General features: G+C 70.7%; 27 protein-coding genes and 1 other RNA gene. 22 read left to right on the top strand and 6 right to left on the bottom strand.

Features of this window, described 5'->3' with window-relative positions:
- Positions 1-319, top strand: a 319-nt coding sequence (locus JF886_RS15560; RefSeq protein ID WP_337314087.1) for a GNAT family N-acetyltransferase, incomplete at its 5' end; no start/stop codon positions are given.
- Here JF886_RS15560 and JF886_RS15555 read toward each other — a convergent pair.
- The gene (locus tag JF886_RS15555) at positions 256-882 is read right to left on the bottom strand and encodes a hypothetical protein (protein WP_337314084.1); all 627 of its coding nucleotides are present in this window, start codon (positions 880-882) and stop codon (positions 256-258) included. The two genes, JF886_RS15560 and JF886_RS15555, sit on opposite strands and share 64 nt — an antisense overlap.
- 135 nt (positions 883-1,017) lie before the next feature.
- Between JF886_RS15555 and JF886_RS15550 the strand changes: the two genes are divergently transcribed.
- On the top strand, positions 1,018-1,737 hold the full coding sequence (locus tag JF886_RS15550; RefSeq protein ID WP_337314082.1) for an NUDIX hydrolase: 720 nt from the start codon (positions 1,018-1,020) through the stop codon (positions 1,735-1,737).
- Positions 1,738-1,744: 7 nt separating this feature from the next.
- Here JF886_RS15550 and JF886_RS15545 read toward each other — a convergent pair whose 3' ends face one another.
- The gene (locus JF886_RS15545) at positions 1,745-2,914 is read right to left on the bottom strand and encodes a S1C family serine protease (RefSeq protein ID WP_337314079.1); all 1,170 of its coding nucleotides are present in this window, start codon (positions 2,912-2,914) and stop codon (positions 1,745-1,747) included.
- Positions 2,915-2,985: 71 nt separating this feature from the next.
- On the opposite strand from JF886_RS15545, the gene JF886_RS15540 reads away from it, so the two are divergent.
- From JF886_RS15540 to JF886_RS15530, 3 genes are read left to right on the top strand one after another with little or no spacing between them, the layout of a single operon-like run.
- Positions 2,986-4,041, top strand: coding sequence for a phospholipase D-like domain-containing protein (locus JF886_RS15540; RefSeq protein WP_337314077.1), 1,056 nt, complete (start codon positions 2,986-2,988; stop codon positions 4,039-4,041).
- A 28-nt stretch (positions 4,042-4,069) separates the two neighbouring features.
- The gene (gene lon, locus JF886_RS15535) at positions 4,070-6,631 is read left to right on the top strand and encodes an endopeptidase La (protein WP_337314075.1); all 2,562 of its coding nucleotides are present in this window, start codon (positions 4,070-4,072) and stop codon (positions 6,629-6,631) included.
- Positions 6,631-7,284 (top strand): MBL fold metallo-hydrolase, encoded by a 654-nt coding sequence (locus tag JF886_RS15530; RefSeq protein ID WP_337314074.1) that lies wholly within the window; start codon positions 6,631-6,633, stop codon positions 7,282-7,284. The genes lon and JF886_RS15530 overlap by 1 nt, the downstream gene beginning before the upstream one ends.
- Positions 7,285-7,288: 4 nt before the next feature.
- Here JF886_RS15530 and JF886_RS15525 read toward each other — a convergent pair whose 3' ends face one another.
- The 3 genes from JF886_RS15525 to JF886_RS15515 form a co-directional block, all read right to left on the bottom strand.
- Positions 7,289-7,867 carry an NUDIX hydrolase gene (locus JF886_RS15525; protein ID WP_337314072.1) on the bottom strand — a complete coding sequence of 193 codons (579 nt, stop codon included), beginning with the start codon at positions 7,865-7,867 and terminating at the stop codon, positions 7,289-7,291.
- A gap of 36 nt (positions 7,868-7,903) precedes the next feature.
- Positions 7,904-8,077: a hypothetical protein gene (locus JF886_RS15520; protein ID WP_337314070.1), complete on the bottom strand. Its 174-nt coding sequence runs from the start codon at positions 8,075-8,077 to the stop codon at positions 7,904-7,906.
- Positions 8,078-8,585: 508 nt separating this feature from the next.
- Positions 8,586-9,398, bottom strand: coding sequence for an alpha/beta hydrolase (locus JF886_RS15515; RefSeq protein WP_337314068.1), 813 nt, complete (start codon positions 9,396-9,398; stop codon positions 8,586-8,588).
- A 63-nt stretch (positions 9,399-9,461) separates the two neighbouring features.
- On the opposite strand from JF886_RS15515, the gene trpD reads away from it, so the two are divergent.
- The 4 genes from trpD to JF886_RS15495 are packed head-to-tail and all read left to right on the top strand — an operon-like array spanning position 9,462 to position 11,846.
- Positions 9,462-10,472, top strand: a complete 1,011-nt coding sequence (gene trpD, locus JF886_RS15510; RefSeq protein ID WP_337314091.1) for an anthranilate phosphoribosyltransferase — start codon at positions 9,462-9,464, stop codon at positions 10,470-10,472.
- A complete protein-coding gene (locus tag JF886_RS15505) occupies positions 10,469-10,696 on the top strand; it encodes an SAM-dependent methyltransferase (RefSeq protein ID WP_337314066.1) in 228 nt (75 codons plus the stop codon). Before trpD ends, JF886_RS15505 begins: the two co-directional genes overlap by 4 nt.
- Positions 10,693-11,388 (top strand): zinc ribbon domain-containing protein, encoded by a 696-nt coding sequence (locus JF886_RS15500; RefSeq protein ID WP_337314064.1) that lies wholly within the window; start codon positions 10,693-10,695, stop codon positions 11,386-11,388. Before JF886_RS15505 ends, JF886_RS15500 begins: the two co-directional genes overlap by 4 nt.
- Entirely contained in the window at positions 11,385-11,846 is a 462-nt protein-coding gene (locus JF886_RS15495; RefSeq protein ID WP_337314062.1) for a ribonuclease H family protein, read from the top strand. Before JF886_RS15500 ends, JF886_RS15495 begins: the two co-directional genes overlap by 4 nt.
- A 26-nt stretch (positions 11,847-11,872) precedes the next feature.
- On the opposite strand, the gene rnpB is transcribed toward JF886_RS15495, so the two are convergent.
- Positions 11,873-12,275: RNase P RNA component class A (gene rnpB, locus JF886_RS15490), an RNA gene on the bottom strand.
- A gap of 241 nt (positions 12,276-12,516) precedes the next feature.
- Here rnpB and JF886_RS15485 point away from each other — a divergent pair.
- The 13 genes from JF886_RS15485 (at position 12,517) to JF886_RS15425 (ending at position 26,855) form a co-directional block, all read left to right on the top strand.
- Entirely contained in the window at positions 12,517-12,969 is a 453-nt protein-coding gene (locus JF886_RS15485; RefSeq protein WP_337314061.1) for a division/cell wall cluster transcriptional repressor MraZ, read from the top strand.
- 42 nt (positions 12,970-13,011) lie between these two features.
- Positions 13,012-14,019, top strand: a complete 1,008-nt coding sequence (gene rsmH / locus JF886_RS15480) for a 16S rRNA (cytosine(1402)-N(4))-methyltransferase RsmH (RefSeq protein ID WP_337314059.1) — start codon at positions 13,012-13,014, stop codon at positions 14,017-14,019.
- 80 nt (positions 14,020-14,099) lie between these two features.
- Positions 14,100-14,588 (top strand): hypothetical protein, encoded by a 489-nt coding sequence (locus tag JF886_RS15475; RefSeq protein ID WP_337314057.1) that lies wholly within the window; start codon positions 14,100-14,102, stop codon positions 14,586-14,588.
- Positions 14,585-16,348, top strand: coding sequence for a peptidoglycan D,D-transpeptidase FtsI family protein (locus JF886_RS15470; protein WP_337314055.1), 1,764 nt, complete (start codon positions 14,585-14,587; stop codon positions 16,346-16,348). Before JF886_RS15475 ends, JF886_RS15470 begins: the two co-directional genes overlap by 4 nt.
- Positions 16,345-17,307 carry a phospho-N-acetylmuramoyl-pentapeptide-transferase gene (gene mraY, locus JF886_RS15465; RefSeq protein WP_337314053.1) on the top strand — a complete coding sequence of 321 codons (963 nt, stop codon included), beginning with the start codon at positions 16,345-16,347 and terminating at the stop codon, positions 17,305-17,307. Before JF886_RS15470 ends, mraY begins: the two co-directional genes overlap by 4 nt.
- Positions 17,304-18,656: a UDP-N-acetylmuramoyl-L-alanine--D-glutamate ligase gene (gene murD, locus JF886_RS15460; RefSeq protein WP_337314051.1), complete on the top strand. Its 1,353-nt coding sequence runs from the start codon at positions 17,304-17,306 to the stop codon at positions 18,654-18,656. The genes mraY and murD overlap by 4 nt, the downstream gene beginning before the upstream one ends.
- Positions 18,656-19,915 carry a putative lipid II flippase FtsW gene (gene ftsW, locus JF886_RS15455; RefSeq protein WP_337314049.1) on the top strand — a complete coding sequence of 420 codons (1,260 nt, stop codon included), beginning with the start codon at positions 18,656-18,658 and terminating at the stop codon, positions 19,913-19,915. Before murD ends, ftsW begins: the two co-directional genes overlap by 1 nt.
- On the top strand, positions 19,833-20,936 hold the full coding sequence (gene murG / locus JF886_RS15450; protein ID WP_337314047.1) for an undecaprenyldiphospho-muramoylpentapeptide beta-N-acetylglucosaminyltransferase: 1,104 nt from the start codon (positions 19,833-19,835) through the stop codon (positions 20,934-20,936). Before ftsW ends, murG begins: the two co-directional genes overlap by 83 nt.
- Positions 20,933-22,333, top strand: coding sequence for a UDP-N-acetylmuramate--L-alanine ligase (murC, locus tag JF886_RS15445; RefSeq protein ID WP_337314045.1), 1,401 nt, complete (start codon positions 20,933-20,935; stop codon positions 22,331-22,333). The genes murG and murC overlap by 4 nt, the downstream gene beginning before the upstream one ends.
- The gene (murB, locus tag JF886_RS15440) at positions 22,323-23,249 is read left to right on the top strand and encodes a UDP-N-acetylmuramate dehydrogenase (RefSeq protein ID WP_337314043.1); all 927 of its coding nucleotides are present in this window, start codon (positions 22,323-22,325) and stop codon (positions 23,247-23,249) included. The genes murC and murB overlap by 11 nt, the downstream gene beginning before the upstream one ends.
- A complete protein-coding gene (locus JF886_RS15435; protein ID WP_337314041.1) occupies positions 23,246-24,439 on the top strand; it encodes a D-alanine--D-alanine ligase in 1,194 nt (397 codons plus the stop codon). Before murB ends, JF886_RS15435 begins: the two co-directional genes overlap by 4 nt.
- A complete protein-coding gene (locus tag JF886_RS15430; protein WP_337314039.1) occupies positions 24,436-25,206 on the top strand; it encodes an alpha/beta fold hydrolase in 771 nt (256 codons plus the stop codon). The genes JF886_RS15435 and JF886_RS15430 overlap by 4 nt, the downstream gene beginning before the upstream one ends.
- Positions 25,203-26,855, top strand: coding sequence for a Mur ligase family protein (locus JF886_RS15425; protein WP_337314037.1), 1,653 nt, complete (start codon positions 25,203-25,205; stop codon positions 26,853-26,855). Before JF886_RS15430 ends, JF886_RS15425 begins: the two co-directional genes overlap by 4 nt.
- The last annotated feature ends 71 nt before the right edge of the window (positions 26,856-26,926 follow it).

Below are 26,926 nucleotides of genomic sequence, written 5' to 3'. Positions count from 1 at the left end.
GGCCGGGCTCGGCCTGCTCCGCGGTGGCGCCGGCGAGCTGGCCGCCTTCTACGTGGCGCCGGAGCACCAGGGCCGGGGCGTGGGGTCGGCCCTGTGGCAGCGGTCGCTGGCCGAGCTGCGCCTGCGGGGCTGTGCGCGAATGGAGGTGTGGACGCTGGTGCAGGCGAGCGCCCGCCGCTTCTACGAGGCGCGCGGCTGTATCGCCTTCGGCGGGGGCAGATTCACTGTAGGGGGCCATGGGGAGCCCACCGTCGGCTACGCCCTGGACATCTCCGACGAGCCGGTGCGAGCCCTCTCGGAGTCGATCCCCACCCTGTAGCCGATCCGCTGGATCTCCTTGGACGCGGTCGGGTCGGGGAGCGCGTAGCCGTCGAAGAGGGTCGCCGGGATCTCCTGCCAGACCACCCTGCGCTCGGCGCGAGCGCGGTTGAACGAGTGGAGGACGTGGTCGAGACGGAGCAGAACCATGGCGGCGATGGCGCTGACCAGGGGCACGAGCGCGATCTTGAGACCGGCCGCGGTGTACAGCCCGCTGGCTGCGATCGCCACGCCTTCGACGAGCAGGATCACGCGCCGGCTGCCAGCGCGAAGACGTCCCAGGCGGAAAACGAGCGCGCCCTCGAAGACGGCGGCGGCGATCACCCAGAGCGCGGCGCCGCTCCATGTCGCGGCCCCGGGCAGCACGAGATGACCGAGGCCGGGAACAGCGAGGGCGGTGGGGACGGCGGACGAACCGGCGAGAAGCACCAGCCCGACTCCGAAGGTGATCCGGAAGAGCAGGCAGAGTTGAGCGACGCGCACCGCTGCGGGCGGGACGAACCTGCGTCGCGGCGCGCGCGGTGCGCCAAGCGGACGAATAGCCGGTGGGATCGACCTGTTCACTGCATTCGCAGCCTAGATGCACGAACCGCGGCCGTCGTGGCGAGTGTGTGACGTCCGGTTCACGAGACGCCCATCGCGCCCGGCGAACGCCACCGTTTCGTGACCTGCACCACGAGATGTTACGTTGGCCTCGCGATGGCAGAGCAGATGCACGCGGTCAACAGCGCCGGCTTCGCGGCGCCGGCAGGGCTCAATGCTCTCCCGGTGGTCCTTGCACCGGTCGCCGGCACGCTGCACGTGCTCCTGGTCCGGCGCGAAGAGGAGCCGCACGCCGGGATGTGGTCACTTCCCGGCGGCTTCATGAGCGGCGACGAGCGGCCCGAGGAGACAGCGCAGCGCAAGCTCACCGAGAAGACCGGTGTCGGCGCCGTCTACATGGAGCAGCTGCAGACCTACGGGGATCCCGCCCGCGATCCGCGCGGATGGATCCCGTCGGTGGCCTACCTTGGCCTCATCGACGCCGCCGTACTCCGCGAGGAGGAGTCGGCTGCTCGATGGTTTCCCGTCGACGCGCTCCCGCGGCTGGCCTTCGATCACGCCGCCGTGATCGCCGACGGCGTCGAGCGGCTGCGCGGCAAGGTGTGGTGGTCGAACATCGCTGTCGGGCTCCTCCCCGAGCGCTTCACGATGCCCCAGGCGCGGCGGGTGTTCGAAGCGATCAGCGGGGTGACCTACGAACCGTCCAACTTCCGCCGCGGTCTGGAGCAGTCCGGGCTGGTGCGCCCCACCGGCCGCGTCGTCAAGAACGGACCCGGGCGTCCGGCCGCCCTGTACGAGTTCGCCGATCGTCAGCCGGCGTGGAGCACACGTCGCTCGCGCGTCCCGGCCACCGTGCGAACCCGAGGCGGCGCCTGACCAGCGGTTAGGTTTTCGGCCGTTCCTCGAGCGTGGCGTGCAGCGTCAACGTCTGCGTGCCTCGCCGCACCGTGCAGGTGATCGTGTCGCCGACTTTGTGCGGCTGGATGAGCCCGCCGAGGGTCTGGCCCTTGTCCAGGGCGACGCCGTCGATGGCCACGAGGATGTCGTTGGGCTGAAAGGCCGCCTGAGCTGCCGGCGTTCCCGGGCTCACGGTGCGGACGAGGACGCCGGGGCCGCTGAACGGCGTGCCCTGCTCGATCGCCTGGATGCTCGTGTAGTAGCCGACCCCGAGGAAGGGGTGCTGCACCTTCTTGTGCGCGATCAGCGTCTCGGCGACGTATCGCGCCAGGTCGGCGGGGATGCTGAAGCCGATGTTGGTCGCGTTCCCGGCGGTGGCGACGTTGACGCCGACGACGTTGCCGGCGGTGTCGGCGAGCGGGCCGCCGCTGTTGCCGGGGTTGATCGAGGCGTCGGTCTGGAGCACGTCCTCGAGCGTCTCTGACGACGAGCCGGCCTGGCCGCTGGCGGTGATGGTGCGGTGCAGCGCGCTGATCACACCGACGGTCACCGAGCCCTGGTCGCCGAGCGGCGAACCGATGGCGATCACCGGCTGGCCGGCGGTGAGGCTCTGTGAGGTTCCGAACGTCGCCTGGGGCAGCCCGGTGCTCGGCACGCTGACGACCGCGATGTCGTCGAGGCTGTCCGCGCCCACAAGCTTGGCGGCGAACTGCTGGCCGTCGGGCATGACCACGTGCAGGCTGGTGGCCCCGGAGACGACGTGGTTGTTGGTCACGAGGTAGCTCAGCGAGGAATCCTTGGCGATCACGAAGCCGCTGCCGAGTCCCGACGAGCCGGTGAGGGTGGCGATGATGGTGCCCACGGCCGGGCCGAGCCGGTTGGCGACGTCGACGGCAGCGACGGTGGGCACCTTCGCCGGGCTTCCGTTGACCTGCACCTCGGCCACGCTGGCGCCGCCGCGGTCGTGCAGGGCGGCAAAAGCGACCCCTGCGCCGATGAGCAGGCCGACCAGCAGCAGTGCGATCGAGCCGAGCCAGCCGCGGCGGCGCGACGGCGATGCGGTGGGGGGGGCCCCAAACTCGGCCTGGCCGTACGCGTAGGCCGGCGCCTGAGCGCGCCAACCGGAGGGCGGGGGTGGTGGCGCAGGCGGGAACAATCCCTCAATCTCGTCGATGGCGCCTATTGTGGCCCGCGCATGCCGGCCAGCGCCCTCTCGATCGGGACACAATGACCCGCCTCGTGTGCGCGCTCGGACCTGACTCCGCGGGAACACTGCTGCACCGCTTCATCGAGTCGTCGGCGTCGCGGCTCGATGTCGCTGTGTACGAGGCCGGACCGAGCTACGGCTGGATCTTTCCGCGCGCGGTGGAGCGCGGCGTGCGCGTGCGCTTGCTTCTCGACGGCCACACCGGTGCCAACCGCGGATGTCTCGACGCGCTGCGCGCGGCCGCCGAGCGCGGCGTTATCGTTCCCTGCCGGCTGCGCCGCCACCAGGGCATGCGCGAAGCGCACTGGAAGCTGCTCGTCGCCGACAGCGATCGACTCGCCGTCGGCACCGGCAACCTGATCCAGCGGGACGCGCCCGCCGATCGCCATGGCAGGCTGCCCCCGGACGCGGCTCCGCTGGCCGGGACCCGGGAGTGGTGGGTCTTCGTCGACGGAGCTCCCACCCTGGCGGCGACCGCGCGGTCGAGGATCGGCGCGGTCTGGCGAGAGGGGGCGCCCCCCCCGCCGGTCTGGGCGGTCGAGCACGTCGCGGAGGTGCCCCCCGTGGGCACACCACACCCGGCCGTAGCTCCGCTGGAGGTGGAGGTGTCGCCGCGCCGTCTGCAGCTGACCACCGACGCTCGAGCGGTGCGCACCGCCATCGAGAGCCTGCTCGAGCCGCCCAGTCGCAGGTGCCTGATCACCGTCCCCTACGTCCACACCTGGGCCCACGAGGTGCGCCCGCTGCTGCAGCGTTGTATGGAGCTGAGCGCCCAGGGCGCCGACGTGCGGCTGCTCCTTGGGAGCGTGCCGGCGGACGGCGACGTCGCCGCGCTGCGCGATCGCGGCCTGCGCACCCGTGTCATGGACCCGCAGCGGTGCACGACCGGTCACGCCAAGGGGATGGTGGTCGACCGCGCCACCCTGGTGATGTCCTCGAACTGGAGCGCCGCCGGCCTGGGGACGTCTCTCGAAGCCGCGTTGCGCATCGATCACGCTGCCGCCAGCGACTACTTCGCCGACGCCTTCGAACGCGATTGGGCGGTGGCCGATCCCGCCTGGAACGGCCGAGGTTGAAGCCACCGCGCCCGGGTATCCTCGTTTGGTGACCAGCGCTCCTGACCCCGCGCCCGAACAGGAGCAAACCCGGCTCCCTGTCGTGCCCCTGCGCGACAACGTGGTCTTCCCGCACCAGCTGGCCCCCCTGGCCGCCGGCCGGCCCCGCTCAGTCGCAGGGCTGCAGGCCGCGGTCAACGCGGACGCCCGGGTCATCCTGGCCGTCCAGCGGGACGCCGAGCCGGACGATGTGGGCTTCGACGACCTGCACGAGATCGCCGTGGTGGCCACGGTGGGCGCCCTACGTCTCATCCCCGGCGCGGGTGCGCATGCGTTGGTCGAAGGACAGCAACGGGTGCGGCTGCGCAGCTTTGACACCGACGGTGAGCACTGGTCGGCGGCATACGACCTCGTCGAGGACATCGAGGTCACCGGCACGGAAGCGGACGCGCTGGCCGGCAGCGTCCGCCAGCTCTACGCGGATTACGTCACCGCCGGCGGGCAGGTCTCACCGGAGGTCGCCGCGGCGATGGCGCGCGCCACCGAGGCCGCCCGCGTCGCGGACATCGCCTCGGCCGCGCCCGACCTGACCGTCGTGGAGCGCGTCGAGCTGCTCCAGGCGCTGGACGTCGTCGAGCGCCTCCGCCGGCTGGCGCCGTTGCTCGGCAGGCAGGTCGAGGTGGCGTCGATGCGCACCCGCATCCACGAGGATGTGCAGCGCACCATCAACAAGTCGCAGCGCGAGCACATCCTTCGCGAGCAGCTGCGCGCGGTGCGCAAGGAGCTCGCCGAGCTCGACGGTGAGGGCGACGAGGGAGAAGACCTGGTCGCGCGCATCGAGGCGCTGGGCATGCCGGCTGACGTGAAGGCGCGCGCTCTCAAGGAGGTGTCGCGCCTCGAGCAGATCCCCGGCGCGTCGCCGGAGATGGGCATGGTGCGCACCTGGGTCGACTGGCTCCTCGACCTCCCCTGGGGAGAGCGACCCGTCGAGCACATCGACATCGAACGCGCCGCTGCCATCCTCGACGAGGACCACTACGGGCTGGCCAAGGTGAAGGACCGCATCCTCGAGTGGATGGCGGTTCGCGACCGCGCCCAGCGCCGCGCCGCCGCGCTCGCGGCAGCTGCGGAGGTGGACGCGCCGGCGTCCGTCACCAACGATGCTCAGAGAGGGTCCGCTGAGGTGCCGGTGGAGGAGACCGCGGCCGATCCGATGGTCGAGGCCACCACCCGACCGCGGCGGGTCCTACAGACACCGATCCTCTGCCTCGTCGGCCCCCCCGGTGTCGGCAAGACGTCGCTCGGTCGGAGCATCGCTCGCGCCATGGGCCGCCGGTTCGTACGCCTGTCGCTCGGTGGGATCCGCGACGAGGCCGAGATCCGCGGTCACCGCCGCACCTACATCGGCGCCTTGCCGGGCCGCATCATCCAGTCGATGAAGCAGGCCGGCACGGTGAACCCGGTGATCATGCTCGACGAAATTGACAAGGTTGGCACGGACTTCCGAGGCGATCCCTCGGCGGCCCTGCTCGAGGTGCTCGACCCCGAGCAGAACCGCGAGTTCAGCGATCACTACCTCGAGGTGCCGTACGACCTCAGCAACGTGCTCTTCATCACCACCGCCAACATGGTTGACACCATCAGCCCTGCGTTGCGCGATCGTATGGAGCTGATCCGCATCAGCGGCTACACCGAAGCCGAGAAGCTGGGCATCGCCGAGGGCCACCTGCTGCCGCGCCAGCTCGAGCAGCACGGCCTCGAGGACGGCGAGCTGACCATTCCCCACCAGACGCTGGTGGCCATCCTGCATGGCTACACGCGCGAGGCGGGGGTGCGCCAGCTGGACCGCACCATCGCCGAGATCGCGCGCAAGGTGCCACGCCGGCTGGCGGCCGGCGCCGGGTCCGTCGTGGTCGAGCCGGACCAGCTGGGCGAGTTCCTCGGGCCGCAGCGCTTCGACTACGGCGAGGCCCAGGACGTCGACGAGGTCGGCGCGGTGACCGGGGTGGTGGTCAGCGAGGTCGGCGGCGACATCGTGACCGTCGAAGCACTGGCGGTGGAGGCGCGACCCGACCTCTCGCTGACCGGCCAGCTGGGCAGCGTCATGGAGGAGTCGGCGCGGGCGGCGCTCTCCTGGGCGCGCGTCCACGCCGTTGAGTACGGAGCGCCACGCGACTTCTTCGAGACCCACGCGCTCCACATCCACGTTCCCGCGGGTGCCATTCCCAAGGACGGACCGTCAGCGGGCGTCACCATGGTCACAGCGATGGTGAGCGTCGCCTCGGGTCGCAGGGTGCGTCGCGATGTCGCCATGACCGGCGAGGTGACGCTGCGCGGGCGCGTCCTGCCCATCGGCGGCGTCAAGGACAAGCTGCTCGCCGCGCACCGCAGTGGCCTGACCACGTTCATCCTGCCGCGCAAGAACATGCGCGACCTCGAGGAGATCCCCCAGGAGGTGCTCGACGCCGTCGACGTGGTGCCGGTCGACAATGTCGGCGAGGTCCTCGACCGCGCCTTGGTGGACGCGCCGGCCCAGCGACGCGAGCGCACGACCGGGTTCACCCTGCCGCTGCGCACTGATGAGGGCCCGCACCCGCCGATCACGGCCTGATGGCTGAAGCCGTCCGCGACCTGCTCGAGCTGACCGTCGTCGTCGACCCCACCTACGAACAGAACTGCTACGTCCTCCACCGCCGCGACAGCGACGCTGCACTGGTCATCGACCCCGGCCTGCAGCACCGGCGCACCCTCCAACTCCTCGAGGATCGCGGCTGGCGGTGCGAGCGCATCCTGCTGACCCACGGCCACGGTGACCACGTCAACGGTGTCCCCGCCGTGGTCGCGGTGCACCGCTGTCCGGTCGCTCTCCACCCAGACGATCGCGAGCAGCTGGTGAGCATGCGCTTCCTTCCGGGCATCCCCGACGACGTCCCCGACGTGCACATCGACGAGGACCTCGCCGACAGTCAGGTGATCGGCTGGCACGACCTCAGCGTCGGCGTGACCCATACGCCCGGCCACACCCGCGGTTCGGTGTGCTTCCTGGTCGGAACCGACCTGCTCAGCGGCGACACGCTGTTCCACCGCGGGGTGGGGCGCGCCGACCTCCCTGGGGGGAACTGGCAGCAGCTGATGGTCAGCATCGAGGAGCGTCTCTACGTCCTGGCGCCGGACACCGTCGTCCATCCCGGCCACGGCCAGAGCACGACCATCGCGCAGGAGATGGCCGGCAACCCCTTCGTGGTGCACCCACGCTATCGCTGACGGCTCAGTCTGGATCGATCTGCACGCGGCTGATCAGCTCGGCCACGATCGCCGCGGTGACCCCCCAGATGAGGTTGCCATCGAGCTCGTAGAAGTGCACCCGGCGCGACCTGCCCTCATGGGTGAGGGTGCGCACGGTGTGCGGTGCCTCCATGATCGCGTCCAGCTCGAGCCGGAAGAGGCGTGCCACCTCGAACGGGTCCGGACGGAGCTCGATGTCTCGCTGCTGCAGGCCGACCACGGGGGTCAGCCAGTTGTCCGAGGTTGCGGTCAGCAATGGCGGCAACAGTCCGATCACCTCCACGGCGTCGGCGGGGATGCCCGCCTCCTCGCCGGCTTCACGGAGCGCGGTGGCGACGGCGCCGGAGTCGCCGGGCTCCGCGCCTCCACCGGGGAAGCCGATCTGGCCGGCGTGGTGGCGCAGGTGGGCGGTGCGCTCCAGGAAGAGCAATGGCAGGCCGTTGTTCCTGGTGTCGAAGAGCATCAGGACGGCGGCAACGCGCCGGCTCTCCGCAGGTGCTTCGCGGTGGAAGGTGTCGAGAGGGTCGACCGCGCTGCGCAAGCGTTCCTCCAGGCTGCCCATCGAGCCACTGTAGGCGACGCCCGCGGTGGCGCCGGGTCAGGCTGCGGGACGCCTCACGCCAAGGCGAAGGCTGGCATCGAGGCGAGACATGGCGTCCGCGCGGCGCATGGCCTCGGCGACGACGGTGGCCAGGCACTGCTCGCGCAGGTAGCGCTGGGCCGCGTCGTTCTCGCTCGCGTCCGCGAGTGTCTGCGCTGCTGTGGCTGCCATCTCGTGCTCCTGCTGAAGACGTGGCCCCCTTTGGGTGACGGAACCGTACGCTTCGCGCCGATGGCATCGGTCACGTGACGACCAAGCATCAGTAAATGTCGGTGAAGGAGATCTGAGGTCGTGCAACGCAATGTCCCGGCTGCGGGTGGGGATCGGACAGGACCGCCCCCATGCCCACGATGCGGCGCCCCGCTGCGCATGTCGCACCGCGAGTACGCGAGCGCAGGGAGCAGCCGGACGGTGTTGCACTGCGCCGCCTGCGGGCACGCGGTCAGCGGCGCGACTCGCAGGGACGCGGATCGTCCGGTCGCCAACCGCGGCCGATCAAGGCGGCATCGTCCTGTCGACGAGGGACCTCCGACCAACCCTGTGATCGACCCCGAACTGGCACGCCGGCTGCTAGACGAACTCGGCAGCTGATGGCGAAGGGGGACAGGTCCCCCCTTCGGGCAACCCCCCCTTTCAGCGGTGTCAGCTCCGGCGACGTGAAGTCGCCTGCGCCGACGGTTTAACGATTGGCAGCTGCAGCAACCTCGGCTTCGACCAGCCGGGAATGGCTGTCGAACCACTCTTGCACGGCAACGTTGATCTGCTCGCGGTCGACGTCCACGCTCATCCCGTGACCGCTGCGAGGAAACGAGCGCCGGGCGACGTCGCTGCTGCATACCAGGCGGCGCTCGATCTCCGCGGCGTTGGCCGGGGCGATGGTGCGGTCGCGTCCGCCGTGGAGCACGAGCACCGGTGCGCGGATCGTGGCCAGCTCGTCGCGCACCTCCCGCAGCAGGCTGGTGAACTCGTGGATCGCGCGCATCGGCCGTAGCCCGTGCGAGTGCAGCTCGTCGATGGCCTCGAGGTCGTAGAGGTCGACGTCATCGCCCGGCCGGTGCCAGCGCATCACGCGGCGCGCCACCGGGATGGCTCGCCTCGCGATCCCCGACAGCCACACCGGCGCGGCGAGCGTGGCCACCGCCGCGACCCGAAGGTCAGTGGCCGCGAGATGCAATGCGATGGTGCCGCCCATCGACTGCCCGGCGATCATCACCTCGTCGCACTCATCGGCGAGCGCGTCAAGCTCCTCCTGGGCCGATCGGGTCCAGTCGTGTCGCGTGGTTGCCTCGAGCGCTTCGGGCGTCGACGCATGTCCCGCGAGCGCCGGGCCGCGGCAGCGGAAACCGTTGGTGGCGAGGTGCTCGCCAAGGCGGCGGAGCTCGGGCGGAGTGCCGGCAAAACCGTGCAGGAGCAGGACACCGCGACGCCCCTCGCCGAGGCTCCAGGGACGGACCAGGTCGGGGTCGAATGGCGCCAGGCTACGTGCTGTCATGGGCGCCCGAGTATATGTCCGACCCGCGGATGCTACGGTCGCGCAATTGTGAGCGATGAGGTGATGCGCGGCGCGCTGGAGACGATCGTCGGCGGAGGCTGCCTCGACGTCGAAGCAGCGCGTGCGGTCATGGACCTGATCATGGAAGGCAGCGCCACCTCAGCTCAGATCGGCGGCCTGCTCGCCGCGCTGCGCACCCGGGGCGAGACCGTGGACGAGCTCGCCGGGATGGTGATGTCGATGCGCGACCACGCCACGCAGGTGGAGCTGGCGCCAGGCGCCGTCGACACGTGCGGGACCGGTGGCGACGGCACCAACACCTTCAACATCTCCACCGCGGCCGCGCTTGCCGCCGCCGCCGCGGGATGCCGCGTCGCCAAGCATGGCAACCGGGCGCAGTCGTCGCGGTGCGGCAGCGCCGACGTGCTCGAGGAGCTCGGTGTCCAGATCACGCTCGACGCAGCAGGCGTGCGTCGCTGCGTCGAGGAGGCAGGCATCGGCTTCATCTACGCGCCCGCTTTCCACCCGGCCATGCGCCACGCTGCGGCGGCTCGGCGCGAGCTTGGCATCCGCACCGTTTTCAACGTCCTCGGCCCGCTCGCCAACCCCGCGCGTGTGCGCCACCAGGCGCTCGGCGTCGCCGGGAATGCTCCGGTGGCGGTGATGGCGGAGGTGCTCCGACGACTCGGCCATCACCACGCGCTGGTGTTCACCGGACCGGGCGGCATCGACGAGCTGGGGCTCGACGGTGTCACCCGAGGATACGAGGTCACCCAGTCGGGAGTGCGTGAGCTCGAGGTCGACCCGCAGGCGCTCGGACTGCCGTCCGCACCACGCCAGGCGATGGCCGGCGGTGACGCGGCTGCCAACGCCGCGGTGATCCTCGGTGTCCTGGACGGTGAGACCGGTCCACGACGCGACGTCGTCGTGCTCAACGGCGCCGCCGCGCTGGTGGCCGCGGACGTGTGTGCCGACCTTGGCGAGGGCATCGAGAGGTGCGCGGCGGCCATCGACTCCGGCGCGGCTCGCGAGACCCTGCGCCTGCTCGTGGCCACCTCCCGGGCGGCGGCGTGAGGCCCGAACTTCCAGCTCGCCTGCGCAGCGTTGCCTCGCTGTTCCCGGCGGGCGTCCCTGCCGTGGCCGACGTCGGTGCTGGACACGGCATGCTGTGCGCGTCGCTGGCGTGGCGTGGCTTTGCGTGCGTCATCGCCACCGAACTGTCCGCTGGGCCGCTGCGCGAGCTCTCCACAAACCTGCAGGCGTGGGGCGTCAGCGAGCGCGCCGAGGTGGTTGCGTGAGCCGCGGTGGCGACCTCCTCCGGCTCCAGGAGATCGACAGCCGCGTCGGCCACGAACGCGTGCAGCTCGCCGACGTCGAGTCGAGGATCGCGGGCGACCCCGAGCTGGAGAAGCGCCGCCGGCAGGCGCGCCGCCTCCGACGTGAGCAGGCCGCCGCCGACGCCGATCTGAGCGCGCTCGAGAAGGCGGTGGACACCTTGCGGCTGCGCGCGCGCGACCTCGACAGGCACCTTTATGACGGCTCGGTGCGTAACCCGCAGGAGCTGATCGGCATGCAACACGACCTCGAGGCGCTGCGCGCGCGCATCGACGCCCAGGACGAGCAGCTGCTTGCGCTCATGGAACGTGCAGAGGCGGCGGCGGCCGCCGATCGCGACGCCAATGCCGCCATCGTCGACCGCGAGCTCGAGCGCGCCGACCATGCCGGTGAAATTCTCGAGGAGGCAGTCGCCCTACGCGCGTCGGTGGAGCGGGAGGAGCGCGACCGCGCCGAGCTCGCCGCAGCCATCCCTGTGGCAGACCTGGCCCTCTATGAGCGGCTCGCGCGCCGCGTGCCACCGGCGGTGGTGCGCATCGTCGCCGAGAGCTGCGGCGGCTGTCACGTGCCGTTCGCCAACTCCGAAGTGCGGCGCATTCGTGTCGCCGCCGAGGTGGTGCAATGCTCCAACTGCGACCGCATCGTGGTCCCGTGACCAGCACGGTGATCGCGTACACCGACGGGGCGTGCTCCGGAAACCCGGGTGCGGGCGCGTGGGCCTACCGGGTCGAATGGCCGGACGGGTCCGTCGACGAGGCCGCCGCCGCCGAGCCGATGACGACCAACAACCGGGAGGAGCTCAAGGCGGTGCGCGAGGCGCTGCGCGGCATCCGCGCACGCATCGGCGACGACCCGCAGTGGCGGATCGTGGTCCGCACCGACAGCCTCGGTGTCATCAACTGGCTGACCCGGCAGTGGAAGCGCAAGGCGAACCTCGACCTCTTTCCCACCATCGACCCGCTCGTCGACGGCCGTGTGCGCTTCGAGCACGTCCGCGGCCACAGCGGTGAGCCCGGCAACGAGCGGGTCGACGCCCTCGCCGTGGCCGCGGTGGCGCGCCAGCTGGCCGGCGACATCCCGCCCGCGCCACCACAGGGCGAGCTTCAGCTCTAACGCGTAGCGGGTGGCCCGGTGGGGAGCGTGCAAGCCGGCCTATAAGCCGGGTTCTGTCCCCGCCGCTCTGTTCACGACCCTTGCGGGCCGCCGCTCCCCGGCGGCGGGGGACGGCCATCCATCTACGACGCCGGTCGCCCGGCGCCTGCAGCGGCCCGACCCGGGACATGGGGCGAGCAACCCTCGACGGCGAACCGTCCGTCCCTGTTCGGCCTTGCTCCGGGCGGGGTTTACCTGGCCGGCCGGTCACCCGACCGCCGGTGGGCTCTTACCCCACCATTTCACCGTTGCCGCAGCGAACGCCGCGGCTGTGTCATTTCTGTGGCACTCTCCTTCGGGTCACCCCGACTGGGCGTTACCCAGCGCCCTGCTCTGTGGAGCCCGGACTTTCCTCGGACGACGAGCGCCCGCGGCCGTCCGGCCGGCTTGCTCGCCGATTCTATCGCCGGGCCGGCGTGATCGCGGTGCCCCACCATTCCCCACAGGCTGTGTCGTGCGGTGCACACCGCGTTCGTGCGGTCACGGTTCGCAGTCACGGCGCACATCTGTTCGCGTTGACGCGCGGAGTTGAGACTGCTACGGTTCGGCCAGTCAGTGGGGCACAGTGGTGAATAGTGGGGCAAAGAATGTGCGCAGACCAGCGCAGCGAGTCGACGGCCGGAGCTGATCCGTGTTCTACGGGACGTTCCGCCATGCCGTCGACTCCAAAGGTCGCGTCGCACTCCCGGCCCAATTTCGTCGTGACCTCGGTGGCGCGGTCATCGCTCCCGGCGCGGAGAACCGACTCGTGATCCGCCCGTCGGCGGAATGGCAGGACTACGAGCGCCACTTCCGCCTCACCGCCGACAGCTCCAGGGAGCAGCGCCTCTACATGCGTCACCTCTACGCGGGGGCGCGCGAGGTCGAGGTTGACGCCCAGGGACGGATCCTGCTCACCCCCGAGCACCGCAGCTTCGCGCGGATCGCGGACCGAGCGGTCTTCGTGGGAGTCTCCAATGTCGTGGAGGTGGTCGGCGAAGCCGTCTGGGACGGCGAGACCGGCAGCCTCGACCCGGAGTCGTTCACCGAGCTCGGCGACCGTCTCAGCCGTCCCGGTTCGGCCGGTGCGGGCGAGCCGGCGTGAGCAGACCGGTTCCAACCACAAGAGCAACGCAAAAGGGCTTCCATGTCGATCGTGGCCGGCATGGACGACGACAGCATCGCCACGCCTGGTGCCCCGGCGCCTGAGGCGACGGGTCACCGGCCGGTCCTTCTACACCCGCTAATAGAGAGCCTGCAGCCCCGGCCGGGGCTGACGTACATCGACGGCACCCTCGGTGCCGGCGGCTACGTCGCCGCGTTCCTCGAACGCCTTCGTCCCGGCGGGCGCATCCTTGCCATCGACCGCGATCCCGCGGCGGTGGCGTCCGCACGGCGGCGCTTTAGAGCCGACGCGGGGACGGTGATCGTCGAACACGGTGACTTCGCCGACATGGCGTCGATCGCCGCGGCGCACAACGTCACTGCCGTCGACGGCGTGGTGCTCGACCTCGGCATCTCCTCTTTGCAGCTTGACGACCCGGCGCGCGGATTCAGCTTCCGCTTCGACGGTCCGCTCGACATGCGCATGGACGGCAACAGCGATGTGCCGGCGAGCGACCTCGTGCAGCAATGGTCCCAGGCGGACCTGACGGCGTTGATCCGAACGTACGGCGAGGAGCGCTTCGCACCGTCCATCGCCGCCGCCATCGTTCGCAGACGCTCCGAGGAACCGATCACCACCACAGCGCAGCTCCGTGAGATCGTCGAGCGGACCATTCCGCGGCGCTTCTGGCCGAAGCGGATCCACCCGGCGACGCGCACCTTTCAAGCGCTGCGCATCGAGGTGAACCACGAGCTGGCCAGCCTGACCCTGGGACTGCAGGCAGCAATACGAATCCTCCGGCCCGGTGGGCGTCTTGGGGTTGTCTCCTTCCACTCCCTCGAGGACACCATTGTCAAGAACGCACTCCACGTCTCAGCACAGAACTGTCTATGTCCGCCCCAACAGACCCACTGCACCTGCGCTCACCGGGCCTCTCTTCTCCTCCTCAGTCGCAAGGCGATCAAGGCCGACGCGGCTGAGCTCGCGAGCAACCCGCGAGCTCGCTCCGCCCGGCTCCGTGTCGCCGAGAAGCTCGACGACGTGCGCTAGGGCACATCACCCAACACCGACACCGCCATCGCCCGTTCCCGTTTCACCTCTACGTCCCTGCCCACACGGAGACCCGGGCTGTGCCCAGAACCTCACGTCATCAACTTCCGGCTGACGACCTCGCCGGCGTGCCGCTCGACGAGGCGCCGACGCGCCGGACCCGTCTGCGCCGCGGTGGTCCGCGCACGCCGCTGCCCCTGCTGCCGCTGATCGCGGCGCTGGCCGGGGTGGGTGTGGCGTACGTCAGCCAGAGCGCCCATTCGACGCAGGCGACCTACCAGGCCGCGGCCCAAGCCCAGCAGAACCAGCAGCTGCGCGCCCAGGCGGGGCAGCTCGGCGATGACCTCGCGCGGCTGGAGAGTGCCGAACGAATCGTGGCCGCCGCGCAGAAGCTGGGCATGCGCCCCGCGGGGCACTGGTCGTACGTGGACGCGCAGCTCAAGACGGTCGTCGACCTTCCCGCGCCGGTGGTGGCCACGCAGGCGGGCTCGGCGGACCCACTCCAGCAGTTCGTTGCCGGCGTGGGCGCCGCGTTCGGTGTTCACGGCACGCGTGGCGGGTCGCCGTGAGCCGGCGCCGCGCGCCCGCGACACCGCCGCGGGTGCGCGGCTGGTTCGTCGCCGATTCGCCTGACTTCCGGCATCGCGGCGTCTGGCTGGCCCTGGCCTTTGCGGCGATGGCGATCACGCTGTGCGCGCGCCTGTTCGACGTCCAGATGTTGCAGCACACCACCCTGGCCGCGCGGGCGGCGGCGCTGCACCAGAAGTCGGTGACCATAGCAGCCACTCGCGGCCGGATCCTCGACAGCAGCGGGCGGGTCCTCGTGAGCAACCGCACGGTGTACGACGTCTACGCCGATCCCGGGCTGATCGCTGCCTCTACCCGGGAAGACGCGGCCCGCCAGCTCGGCCCCGTTCTCTCCATGGACGCCACGGCAGTCGCCTCGCTCATCTCGGAGCCGACCCGCTTCGTGTACCTGGCCAAGGCCGTGTCACAGGACATCAGCGACCGGCTCAACGCGCTCAACCTTGCCGGTGTCGTGGTGGTGCCGGCCCAGCAGCGCGTCTACGAACCCTCGCCGGTGACGGGGACGTCATTCGCCGCCAACCTTCTCGGCTACGTCGATCACAGCGGCACCGGCCAGTACGGCATCGAGTCGTACTACAACACCGTGCTGCACGGCACCGACGGCCACCAGTCGACCGTCCGTGACGTCGCCGGCAACTCGATCACGCTGAGCAATGACCCGCAGTCCGAGGCGCACAACGGCCAGGACCTCCAGCTCGGGCTGGACTCCGAGGTGCAGTACTGGGCCGAGCAGGCGATCGCGCAGGGCGTGGCCACGGCGCAGGCGGCGTCCGGCACCCTGATCATGATGGACACCAAGACCGGCGTCATCCGCGCCTGGGCACAGGCGCCGACGTACGACGCCAACTCGTACTGGACCTCGCAGATCGCCAGCTTCCGCGACCTCGCGGTGGCCAATGTCTATGAGCCGGGATCGGTGGAGAAGGTGGTCACCTTCGCGGGAGGCTTGAACTCCGGCGCGATCACGCCCGGCTACACGTTCAATGAGGCACCCACCACCATCGACGGATACACCATCCGCGACTGGGACGGCCGCGCCCACGGCACCATCTCCATGCAGACGGTGCTCGACGAGTCGCTCAACAACGGCGCCATCAAAGTCGGCCAGCTGATGGGGGCCAACAACTTCTACAGCAACCTGCTGGCCTTCGGCATGGGCGCGCCCACCGGGGTCGACCTCTTCGGCGAGCAGAACGTGCCCCTGCCGCCGCAGAACAAGTTGAGCGCCCTGGACCTGGCCGAGGCTGCCTTCGGGCAGCGCGTGCAGGTGACCCCGATCGAGGTCCTAGCCGCCTTCAACGCGGTCGCCAACGGCGGCGTCTGGGTGCAGCCGCACGCGGTGCAATCGGTGATCGACAGGACAACCGGCACGACGGCGTCGGTGGTGCCGACGACGCGGCGGATCATCTCGCCCCAGGCGGCGGCGACGCTCGCTCAGATGATGACCGGGGTCGTCGAGGACCGTGGCGGAGAGGGTTCGCTGGCGCGCATCCCCGCGTTCAAGAGGCAGGTGGCCGGCAAGACCGGAACGGCGAGCGTCGCGACGCACGGACAGTACGGCAACGACGTGGTTGTGTCCTTCGGCGGTTTCCTCCCCGCCAAGAACCCGCGCTTCACCATGCTGGTGGTGCTCAACTACCCGCACGAGACCGGCGTCGTGCGCTTCGGCGCCACCCTCGCCGCGCCGGTCTGGAAGCAGGTCGCACAGGTCGCCATCGACCAGTGGCGCATCACCCCGTGAAGCACGCCGCCCTCGTCGGACTGCTGGCATTTGTCGCAGGGGTCGCAGGGTACCCGTGGCTCACCACGCAGCTGGCCAGACGTGGAGCCGGACAGCGCGTGCAGTCCTACAGCCCGCAGTCACACATGATCAAGATGGGCACGCCGACCATGGGAGGGCTGCTCTTCTGCGCGATCACGCTGGCTGCATGTCTGGTCTTCGATCGCACCCGCATTGGTTTCGTGGTGGTGTTCGCGCTGTGCGCAGGTGCGCTGGTCGGCGTCCTCGACGACCGTGACAATGTGCGTGGACGGGGTGTGTTCGGGCTCGGTGCATACCAGAAGATCGGCTTCCAGGCATTCGTCGGGCTGCTCGTCGGCATCGGGCTCGACATCGTCGGGGCCACGCGCCAGCTGTTCCCCGGTCTCGGGGCGCCCGACCTGCACGGCGCCGGGATCATCCTGGTGAGCATCCTGGCGGTGATCGCGGTGAGCAACGCGGTCAACCTCACCGACGGGGTCGACGGACTCGCGGCGGGCTGTTCGCTGGTGGTGTTCGCCGGCCTCCTGGCTGTCGCTCTCCACCAGCACGCGCTCCCTGTCGTCATCGTCAGCGCCGCGCTGGTGGGGGCCCTGGCGGCCTTCCTCGTCTTCAACTGGTTCCCGGCGCGCATCTTCATGGGCGACACGGGCTCGCTGGCGCTCGGCTGTGCGCTGGTGGCGGCCGCCGCCGAGCTGCACCTTCTCTGGTTTCTGCCGCTCATGGGGATCGTCTTCGTCGCCGAGACCTTGAGCGTCATCATCAATGTGACCGTCATCCGCCGCTTCCACCGCAGGCTGCTGCGCGCCAGCCCGCTGCATCACCACTTCGAAGAGCTTGGACTCCGCGAGCGACGCCTGGTCGCCTGCTTCGTCGCGGCGGCGGCCGCCGGCACGCTGCTCACGGTGCTGTACGCGCGCTCGCGCGGCGCGGTGGCGTGACCGAGCGCGCCGTGGTGATCGGCCTCGGCCGCAGCGGGCTCGCCTGCGCACGCGTTCTCGCCGGCGATGGCTACGAGGTGCTGGTGGTGGATGGTCGCGACGACGCGCTCCTGCGCGAGGTCGCCGCTGCGCTGCCGGGCACCGTCCAGGCCCAGCTCGGCGGCTACGACCCGGACGTGGTTCGTGGTGCCGCGATCGTCTGCCCCTCCCCGGGGGTGCCGTGGACGGCGCCTGAGCTCGACCTCGCGCGCACGCTCGGCATCCCGGTGCGCAGCGAGATGTCACTGGTGTTCGAACGGTGCCGCGGCCGGATCGTCGGCATCACCGGCACCAACGGCAAGACCACCACCACCAGCCTGTGCGCGGCGGTGATCGCTCGCGACGGGCGCCGCGTCCACCTCGGCGGCAACATCGGCGACACCATCCTCGACCGGCTCGACGACGTCGGCAGCGGCGACTGGGTGGTGCTCGAGCTCTCCTCCTTCCAGCTGGAATCGGTGGACCAGCCGCGCTGTGAGATCGCCGCGGTTCTCAACATCAGCCCTGATCACCTCGATCGCCATAGCACCCTGGCGGCGTACATCGCCGCCAAGCAGCGCATCGTCGAGCACGCGGTGTCGTGCACGGTGCTCGGCTGGGACGACCCGGTGACCCGCGCCATGGCCGCGGCCAGCAGCGCACCGGTGCGCTTCTTCGGCTCGGCGTTGGAGGGCGTCGACGGGGCCACCGTCGACGGTGACACCGTCACCATCGTGGAGGCAGGTGCGACGGAGCCGGTGATCCCGGTTGCCGACATCCCGCTGTTCGGCGCCCACAACGTGCTCAACGTCCTCGCCGCCACCGCCGTCGGGCAGGCGGCCGGGGTGGCCAAGTCGGACATCGCCGCCGCTGTGCGCGAGTTCACGGCGGTGCCGCACCGCCTGCAGGTGGTGCTCGACTCGGGCGGTGTGCTCTGGATCAACGACAGCAAGGCGACCAACGTCGACGCCGCCACCCGCGCGCTGCAGTCGTTCGACCGCCCGATCATCTGGATCGGTGGCGGTCACACCAAGGGCGTAGCACCCGACGAGCTCGCCGACGCGGTGGCCCACGCCGCGCGCTTCGCGATTCTCAACGGTGACACCGCAGCCGAGCTCGACGCTGCGCTGGCGCAACGCGGCTACGGTGAGCGCGCGGTCGTCGCCGACCAGCACTCCGCTGTTGCCCTGGCCGCGCAGATGGCGCGTCCCGGTGACGTGGTCCTCCTCGCGCCCGGCTACTCGAGCTTCGACCAGTTCCGCAACTTCGACGAACGCGGCAGCGCCTTCGCCGAAACGGTCCGCGCCATTGCCGCCGGCAGGGCGCGCTGATGGCTGCACGCAGCCGCCCGCTCGCCGTCCCGGCACTGCGCCTGCGCGAGACGCTGACCGGCGGCCGCACCCTGAGCCTCGGCGGCGTCGACGGATGGCTGCTCACCGACATCGCGGCGCTCTGCGCGTTCGGGCTGGTCATGGTCTACAGCGCCAGCGAGGCCCTCGGCTTCCTCTGGTTCGAGAACGCCAACTACTTCTTCGAGCGGCAGCTGGTGGGCATGGGGCTCGGTGTCGCCGCCCTGGTGATCCTCGCGCGCATGGACTACCACCGCCTCCGCCGCCTGGCCCCGGTGCTCGCGCTCTGCCTGGTGGCGATGCTCATCCTCGTCCTGCTGCCGCATTTCGGGACCGCGGCCAACGGGGCGAGACGCTGGTTCACGGTGGGTCCGCTCTCGGTGCAGCCCTCGGCGATCGCCATCCTCGTCTCGGTGCTGTTTTTCTCGAAGTGGCTGGTCGACCGCGCGCCGGCGGTGCGCAGCGTCCGTGGCGTGCGCGACTACGGGTTACTGGTCGGCGTGCTGCTCGCGCTGGTGCTGCTGGAGCGCGACCTGGGCAGCAGCATCATCATCGCCGGAACCGCGCTCGTGCTTCTCGCTCTCGCCGGCGTTCGCAAGCGACACATGCTGGTGCTGCTCGGCGTGGTTCTGGTGGGCGGGTACCTCCTGATCATGCTGGTCGCCTACCGGTCGAGCCGGCTCAGCACCTTCACGCATCCCTGCGACGACGCTTTGAACACCGGCTTCCAGGCCTGCCAGGCTCTCTACGCGCTGGGCAGCGGCGGCCTGGGGGGCGTGGGCCTGGGCAATTCGGTGCAGAAATACCAGTGGCTTCCCGAGGCGCACACGGACTTCATCTTCGCGATCATCGGCGAGGAGCTCGGGCTGCTTGGAACCGTCTCGGTGATCCTGGCGTTCACACTCCTGCTGTGGCGAGGAGTGCGGGCCTCGCTGCGCGCGCCCGACGCTTATGGGGCACTTCTCGCCGGAGGCATCACTGCGTGGATCGGCATCGAGGCGTTCGTCAACATCGGAGCCGTCACCGGTGTGATCCCGACCACGGGCATCCCGCTGCCCTTCATCAGCTACGGGGGTACCTCGCTGGCGATGACGCTGGCGGGTGTCGGCATCCTCTGCAACGTCTCGGCGCAGGGCCGCAGACAGGGGGTGACCGTTCGTGCGCACGTTGATCGCCGGCGGCGGGACGGGTGGCCACCTGACGCCGGTCCTGGCGATGGCCCAGGAGCTGCGCCGCGCTGATCCGACCGGCGAGGTGCTCATCGTCGGACGTCATGGCGGCGTCGCCGAGGACCTGGTGACCGCCGCCGGGTTCCGGCTCGAGACCCTGCGCATCTCCGGCCTGGACGTTGGCAACGCCGTCAGCGTCGCCCGCTTCGCCGCGCTGCTTCCCGCGGCGGTGCGTGCGGCGCGACGGATCATCCGCGACTTCCGCGCCGACGTGGTCATCGGCGGAGCGGGCTACGTCAGCGTGCCCGTCGTGCTGGCGGCTCGCTCGCTGCGCATCCCCGTCGCGCTGCTCGAGCAGAACGCGATCCCCGGCCGGGCCACGCGCCTGCTGGCACGCCGCGGCACGCTCGTGGCGGCTGCCTTCGCGGAGACTGCGGTCTCACTCCCGCACGCGCGCGTCGTGCACACCGGCAATCCGATCAGGGCCGAGGTGCTCGCCACCCCGCTGCGCGAGCTCGGCGAGACCTGCGAACGGCTGCTGGTGATGGGCGGCTCGCAGGGGGCGCGGCGCATCAACCGCGCGGTCGCCGGCTGCGTCGAGCGCCTGCTGGCCCGGCACCCGACGCTGCAGGTCACCCATCAGACCGGTGCGCTGGACGCCGACGAGATTGAGGCGGTGGCGGCTGGTCTGCCCGCCGAGCTGCGCCGGCGCTGGACGAGGGCGCCATTCATCCAGGACGTCGGCGCCGCCATCATGTGGTCCGACCTGGTGCTGATGAGGGCGGGAGGTTCGTCGGTCGCCGAATGCTCCGCCCTGGGTCGGCCGATGATCCTGGTGCCCTACCCACACGCCGGAGACCACCAGCGTTTCAACGCGGCGCCTTTCGTCCAGGCGGGCGCGGCGCGGGTCATCCCGGATGACGAGTGCGATCCGCAGCGCGCGGCCGCCGAGGTGGAGGCGCTGGTCGACGACCCGGATGCCTGGCGGCACATGGCGGTGCACAGCGCCCAGCTCGGTCGGCGCGACGCGGCCCCGCGGGTGCTCGAGCTGATGCGCCGGCTGACGGCCCCTCCGGCGAGAATCCCACGGTGACCGAACACGTGCACTTCCTGGGGATCTGCGGGTACGCGGTGAGCGGCGCGGCGCTGCTGGCGCGCGAGCAGGGCTGGCGCGTCTCGGGGTCGGACGACCAGGCGTACCCGCCGACCACTGACAGCCTCACCGCCGCCGGCGTCGACTGGGTGGACGGCAGCGACCCCGCCAATCTGGAACGGTGGGGCGTCCCCGACCTGGTGGTGGTCGGCAACCAGACCCGTGCGAGTAACCCGGAGTGGCTGGCGGCGCGCGAGCGCGGCTTGGCCACCCTCAGTGAGATCGAGTTCTACCTCCGCCTTACCTCTGACCGGGTGCGCATCGCCGTGTGCGGGACGCACGGCAAGACAACCACGTCCTCCCTGCTCGCCCACATGCTCGACGCCTGCGGGATGGACCCGGGGTTCAGGCTGGGCTCGACCTCGCTTGACCTCGGCGGAACCGCGCGGCTCGGCAGCGGGCCGTTCGTGTTCGAGGGCGACGAGTACAGCACCGCCCCCTGGGACCGGCGCCCAAAGTTCCTCCACATCCACCCGCAGGCGGCATGCGTCACGCGGCTCGAGCTCGACCATCCCGACATCTACCCGACCCTGGACGCGTACCGGGCGCCATTCGTCGAGCTGGCGCAGACCATGCCTGAGGGCGGCCTGCTGGTGTTGTGCGCCGACGACCCGGAATGCGTTGCCCTGGCGCGGCACGCGTCCTGCCGGGTGACCACGTATGGGCGCGCGGAGACAGCCGACTGGCGTGTGGAGCTCGGCGGCGACGCCGGCAACATCCAGCACTTCACGATCATCCATGGCGACGAGGTGCACGCCACAGCACTCACCTTTCCGGGCACGCATAGCGCGCTCAACGCCACGGCCGCGCTGCTTCTGGCTGTCGCGGGAGGCGCCCCGCTGCAGCGATGCATCGACGCATGCGCCGGGTTTCGCGGCCCGGCGCGCCGTTTCGAGGTGCTCGGCGCGGTGGGCGGGATCACGGTGGTCGACGACTACGCGCACCATCCGACCGAGGTCGAGGTGACGATTGCAGCGGCGCGTCAGCGCTACCCGGGGCGGCGCATCGTCGCGATCCACACGCCGCACACCTACTCGCGCACGTACACGCTTCTCGACGACTACGCGCGCAGCTTCACGGGTGCCGACGTCGTCGTCCTCGGGCCCATCGAGGAGGCCCGTGAGCGCGGCATGGCTGCCACCGTGAGCAGCCACGACGTCGCCGCCAAGGCCGGCGACGGCAGGCCCGTGCACGTGGTCGCGTCGTCGGCGGAGGCCGTCGAGCTGATCACGCGCCTCGCCCGCTCCGGTGACGTGCTGCTCGTCCTCTCGCTGGGCGGTTTCGACAAGATCGCCCAGCGACTGGTGGCCGCGCTGGAGGTCGCTCATGTCCACTGACTGGCTCCAGCGCTGGCCCGGGTTGCGCCGCGACGAGCCGCTGGCGCGCCACAGCCAGTTCGGCATTGGCGGGCCGGCGGACATGTTCCTGCGTCTCGATGAGCTGGCGGTCGTCGCCGAGCTGGTGGCACGCTGCACGGAGAGCGGCGTGCCGCTCACCATCCTGGGCGCGGGAAGCAACGCGCTCGTCCTCGACGGTGGCGTTCGTGGCCTGGCGCTGCGGCTGATGACCAAGGACCTCGCCGTCGCGGACGGCGTGGCGACGTTCGCAGCGGGGACCATGCTGCCGCGCGCCGCACTCGACCTGGCGGCCGCCGGGTGGACGGGGATGGAGTGGGGCATCGGCGTTCCCGGCAGCTGCGGCGCGTCTATCTGGGGGAACGCGGGCGCGTTCGGCGGCGACGTCGAGGGCAGCCTCGTCGAATGCGAGGTGGTCGCACCCGACGGCACCACGCGCTGGATCGCTGGCGCCGACTGTGCATTCGGCTACCGCGACTCGCGCTTCAAGCACGACCTCTCCGGCCACGTCGTGCTGCACGGCCGCTTCACTGTCGTCGCCGATGACATCGCCACGGTGCGTGCGCGCACGCACGCGGTGCAGTCGGAACGCAAGCGCACCCAGCCATACGGCGTGCGCAGCCTGGGCAGCACGTTCAAGAACCCACCCGGCGACTTCGCCGGCCGGCTCCTCGAGGCGGCCGGGCTTGCTGGTCGCAGCCACGGCGGAGCCCGGATCTCGCCCAAGCACGCCAACTTCATCCTCAACGTCGACCACGCCAGCGCAGCCGACGTGCTCGCCCTCGTCCACTGCGCGCGCGACGAGGTCGCGTCTCGGTTTGACGTCGTGCTGGAACGCGAGATCGTACTGCTCGGGGAGCCGGCGTCCGATGCCGTCGCCGCGCAGACCGCGCCATGAGCACGATCGGAGTCATCTTCGGCAGCCGCTCGGTGGAGCACGAGGTGTCGGTGATCACCGCGCACCAGGCGATGGCGGCGCTGTCGCAGGCGCATCGGGCGCTTCCCGTGTACATCGCCAAGGATGGCCGCTGGTTCACCGGCGAGGCGTTGACCCAGCTGAGCAGGTTCGCCAACGCAGATGCGCTGCTCGCCGACTGCACGGCGGTGACGCCCGGCATTGACCCGGCGCGACACGGTCTTGCGCTGCTGCCGGTGGAGGGGCCGCGGCGCGGCCTGTTCGGGCGCGGCGCCGGCGACCCGCTCGACATCGACGTAGCGATGCCGCTGGTGCACGGCAGCTTCGGCGAGGACGGCACGCTCCAGGGCCTTCTCGAGATGGCGTCGATCCCCTACACCGGCAGCGGCGTGGCCGCGTCGGCCGTGGCCATGGACAAGCGACTGGCCAAGACGGTCCTCCGCGGCGCCGGGCTCCCCGTCCTCGATGACGTGGTCATCGGCAGGGACGATTGGCACGCGGACAGCACCGCCGGCGTCGCCGCGGCCGAGGCCCTGGCGCCGTACCCCCTGTACGTCAAACCGGTGAGCCTCGGCTCCAGCATCGGCGTCTCTCGGGCGTCCGACGCCGCCGCACTCCGTGAGGCGGTCGAGGTCGCGCTCACCTACGACACGCGCTGCCTAGTCGAGCCGGCGCAGGAGCGGATCATCGAGATCAACTGCGCGGTGATCGGCGACCACTCAGTGGCCCGGCCCTCGCTCCTCGAACAACCAACCAAGCGAGGCCTCCTCAGCTACGACGACAAGTACCGCGCCGGCGGATCGAAGTCGGGGGCAGCGAAGTCGACCGGGATGAAGAGCGCGCAGCGAATCGTGCCGGCGCCTCTGGACGACGCGCTAGGAGCGCGGATCACGGAGGCTGCGCTGGCCGCCTTCGCGGCGGTCGGTGCCTCGGGCGTGGCGCGCATCGACTTCATGGTCGACACCGAACACTCGTCGTTCGTGGTCAATGAGCTGAACCCGATCCCGGGATCGCTCTCCTTCTATCTCTTCGAGCCCGCAGGGCTCTCATTCCCCGCGCTCATCGACGAGCTCATCGACATCGCGCGCCGGCGGCACGCCGCTCATCTCGCCAGCACCGTGGTGTTCGAGCCCTGGATGCTCGGCGGCGGCGGCTCCAAGACCTCACGGTGACGACCGCCACGGCCGAGGCGCCCGCCGCCGCGGTCCTCGACTCCGGCGCCGGACCCGCTGTGCTCCTTCTCCACGGCTGGGGGGCGACCAAGGAGCTGATGAACCCGGTCGCGGTGCGGCTGCAGGGATATCGCGTCGTCATCCCCGACCTCCCCGGCTTCGGTGCCACCCCGGCACCGCCACAGGCGTGGGGCGTCGACGAGTACGCCGCGTGGGTCATCGCGCTCCTCGCCAGGCTCGGCATCGAGCGCGCCCACGTCGTCGGCCACTCCAACGGCGGCCGGATCGCCATCGCGCTCGCTGCGGCACACCCCGAACGCGTCGACAGGCTGGTGCTCACCAACAGCGCCGGGATCCGGCCGCGCCACGGGGTGCGGGATTGGCTGCGCGTGCGCACCTTCAAGCTGCTGCGCGCCGCCTCGCGGTGGGGTTGGCTGCCCGCCGGCGTGCGCAGGGAGGCGGAACGCCGCGCAGCGCAACGCGGCAGCGCGGACTACCGCACCGCGTCGGGCACGCTGCGGTCCAGCATGGTGCGCCTGGTCAATGCCGACATGCGCCCGCAACTGGCTCGGCTGTCCGCATCCACGCTGATCATCTGGGGTGACCAGGACCGGGAGACGCCGCTTCCCGACGCGCGCACCATGGAGGCGCTGATCCCCGACGCGGGCCTGGTGGTGTTCGAGGGGGCGGGCCATTTCGCGTACGCGGAGCAACCGGACCGCTTCTGCCGCATCGTCGACGTCTTCCTGCGCGGGGAAGGGCGGTGACCGACGGGCTCCAGGGAGCGCTCGTCGCGCTCGCCGGCGCGGGCTGGCTGGCGCTGCTCGCGCGAGCGGTGCTGGTCGCCGCGCGCATGTTCCAGATCGAGGAGTACGAGGCACCACGGCTCTTCGACTGGGGCGGCACGCGCGCGTGGTCGCTGCACACATCGGCGCTGGCCGCGGCTGCACCGGTGGCGGTGGCGACGCTGTTCAGCGTGGCCGACCTCGCGCGACCGGGACTGCGCCTGGCTCTGGCCGCGAGCTGGCTCGTGGGGGTGGCCGCAGCGCAGGCGGTGTGGCGATGGTTGCCCCCCAAGAAGGAGCTCGTGTTCACGCCGCGGATGCGCCGGCTCCTGGCCACCACGGCGCTGCTTGCCGCGCTGCTCGGTGCCCTGGTCTGCATCGCTGTAGAGCTGGCCCCGCCCTGGCTGGGGGGTGCCGCCGCGGCCGTCATCGGGATCGGTGTCACCACGCTGGCGCTGGTCCTGCCGGCGACGGCCAACATCATCAACGCGCCTGTCGAGGCACAGGTTCGCCGCGGCTTCCTGCGCCACGCCCGCCGCCGGCTCGAGGCCGTCCATCCCCTGGTGATCGCCGTCGCCGGAAGCTACGGCAAGACCTCCACCAAGCACATCCTCGCGGAGATGCTCGAGCGCTACGGACCCACCCTGGCGACGCCGAAGAGCTTCAACACACTGATGGGCGTCTCCAAGACGATCAACCAGAACCTCGAGGACCGTCACCGTACGTTCGTTGTGGAGATGGATGCGTACGGACCCCGTGAAATCGCCTCCATCTGCGCGCTGGTGCATCCCACGCACGCCCTGCTGACGTCTGTCGGGCCGCAGCACCTCGAGCGCTTCGGCACCATCGAGCGCATCGGCGACGCGCTCTACGAGACCATCGACGCGCTGCCCACCGACGGCTTCGCGGTGGTCTACGCGGGCGACCAGCAGACGGCTGGCCTGGCCGCGCGCGCCCGTGCGGCGGGTCACGAGGTGATTCGCTACGGGATCGAAGACGGTTCCGCAGACGTCGATGTTGTGGCCGCGAATGTCCAGATCACGGGGACCGGTTCGCGGTTCACGTGGCGCTGGACAGCCGCCGGCCTCGAGCACGACATCGCCGTCCCGCTTCTCGGCCGCCACCAGGTGCTCAATGTCAGCGCGGCTCTCGCCACCGTTCACAGGCTCGGCCTGCCGCTCGAACCCGCGTTGGACGCGGTGGCATCGCTGCGGCCGGTCGATCACCGCCTCCAGCCGGTGGCCACGGGCAACGCGATCACGGTCATTGACGACAGCTACAACGCCAACCCCGTCGGCGTGCACAACGGGCTCGAGGTGCTGGCCGAGATGGATGCCCGGCAGCGCATCCTGGTCACCCCTGGCCTGGTCGAGCTGGGCTCGGTGGAGGACGCCGAGAACCGCCGCTACGGAGAGCACGCCGCGCAGGTATGCGACCACGTCATCGTCATGGACGCGCGCCCGGCGCGAGCGCTCCGTGAGGGGCTGCACGCCGGCGGAATGCCCGACGACCACGTGCACCTGGTGCGGTCGCTCGTGCAGGCCACCGAGGTGATCGGCGGCATCGCCGGTCCGGGAGACGCGGTGCTGTTCGCCAACGACCTTCCGGACACCTACCTGGGCGCCGCCTGACCTCCGTCTTCCCAGTCGCGCAAAGCAGTCGTGACCGCAGATTCGGTCCCATAATGTGCGGACCGGCGCCC

The organism is Candidatus Aeolococcus gillhamiae (genome assembly GCF_016464765.1).
GTDB lineage: Bacteria > Chloroflexota > Dormibacteria > Aeolococcales > Aeolococcaceae > Aeolococcus > Aeolococcus gillhamiae.
Note: the sequence above shows the minus strand (reverse complement) of the source record. Positions and strands in the feature narration are given on the sequence as shown.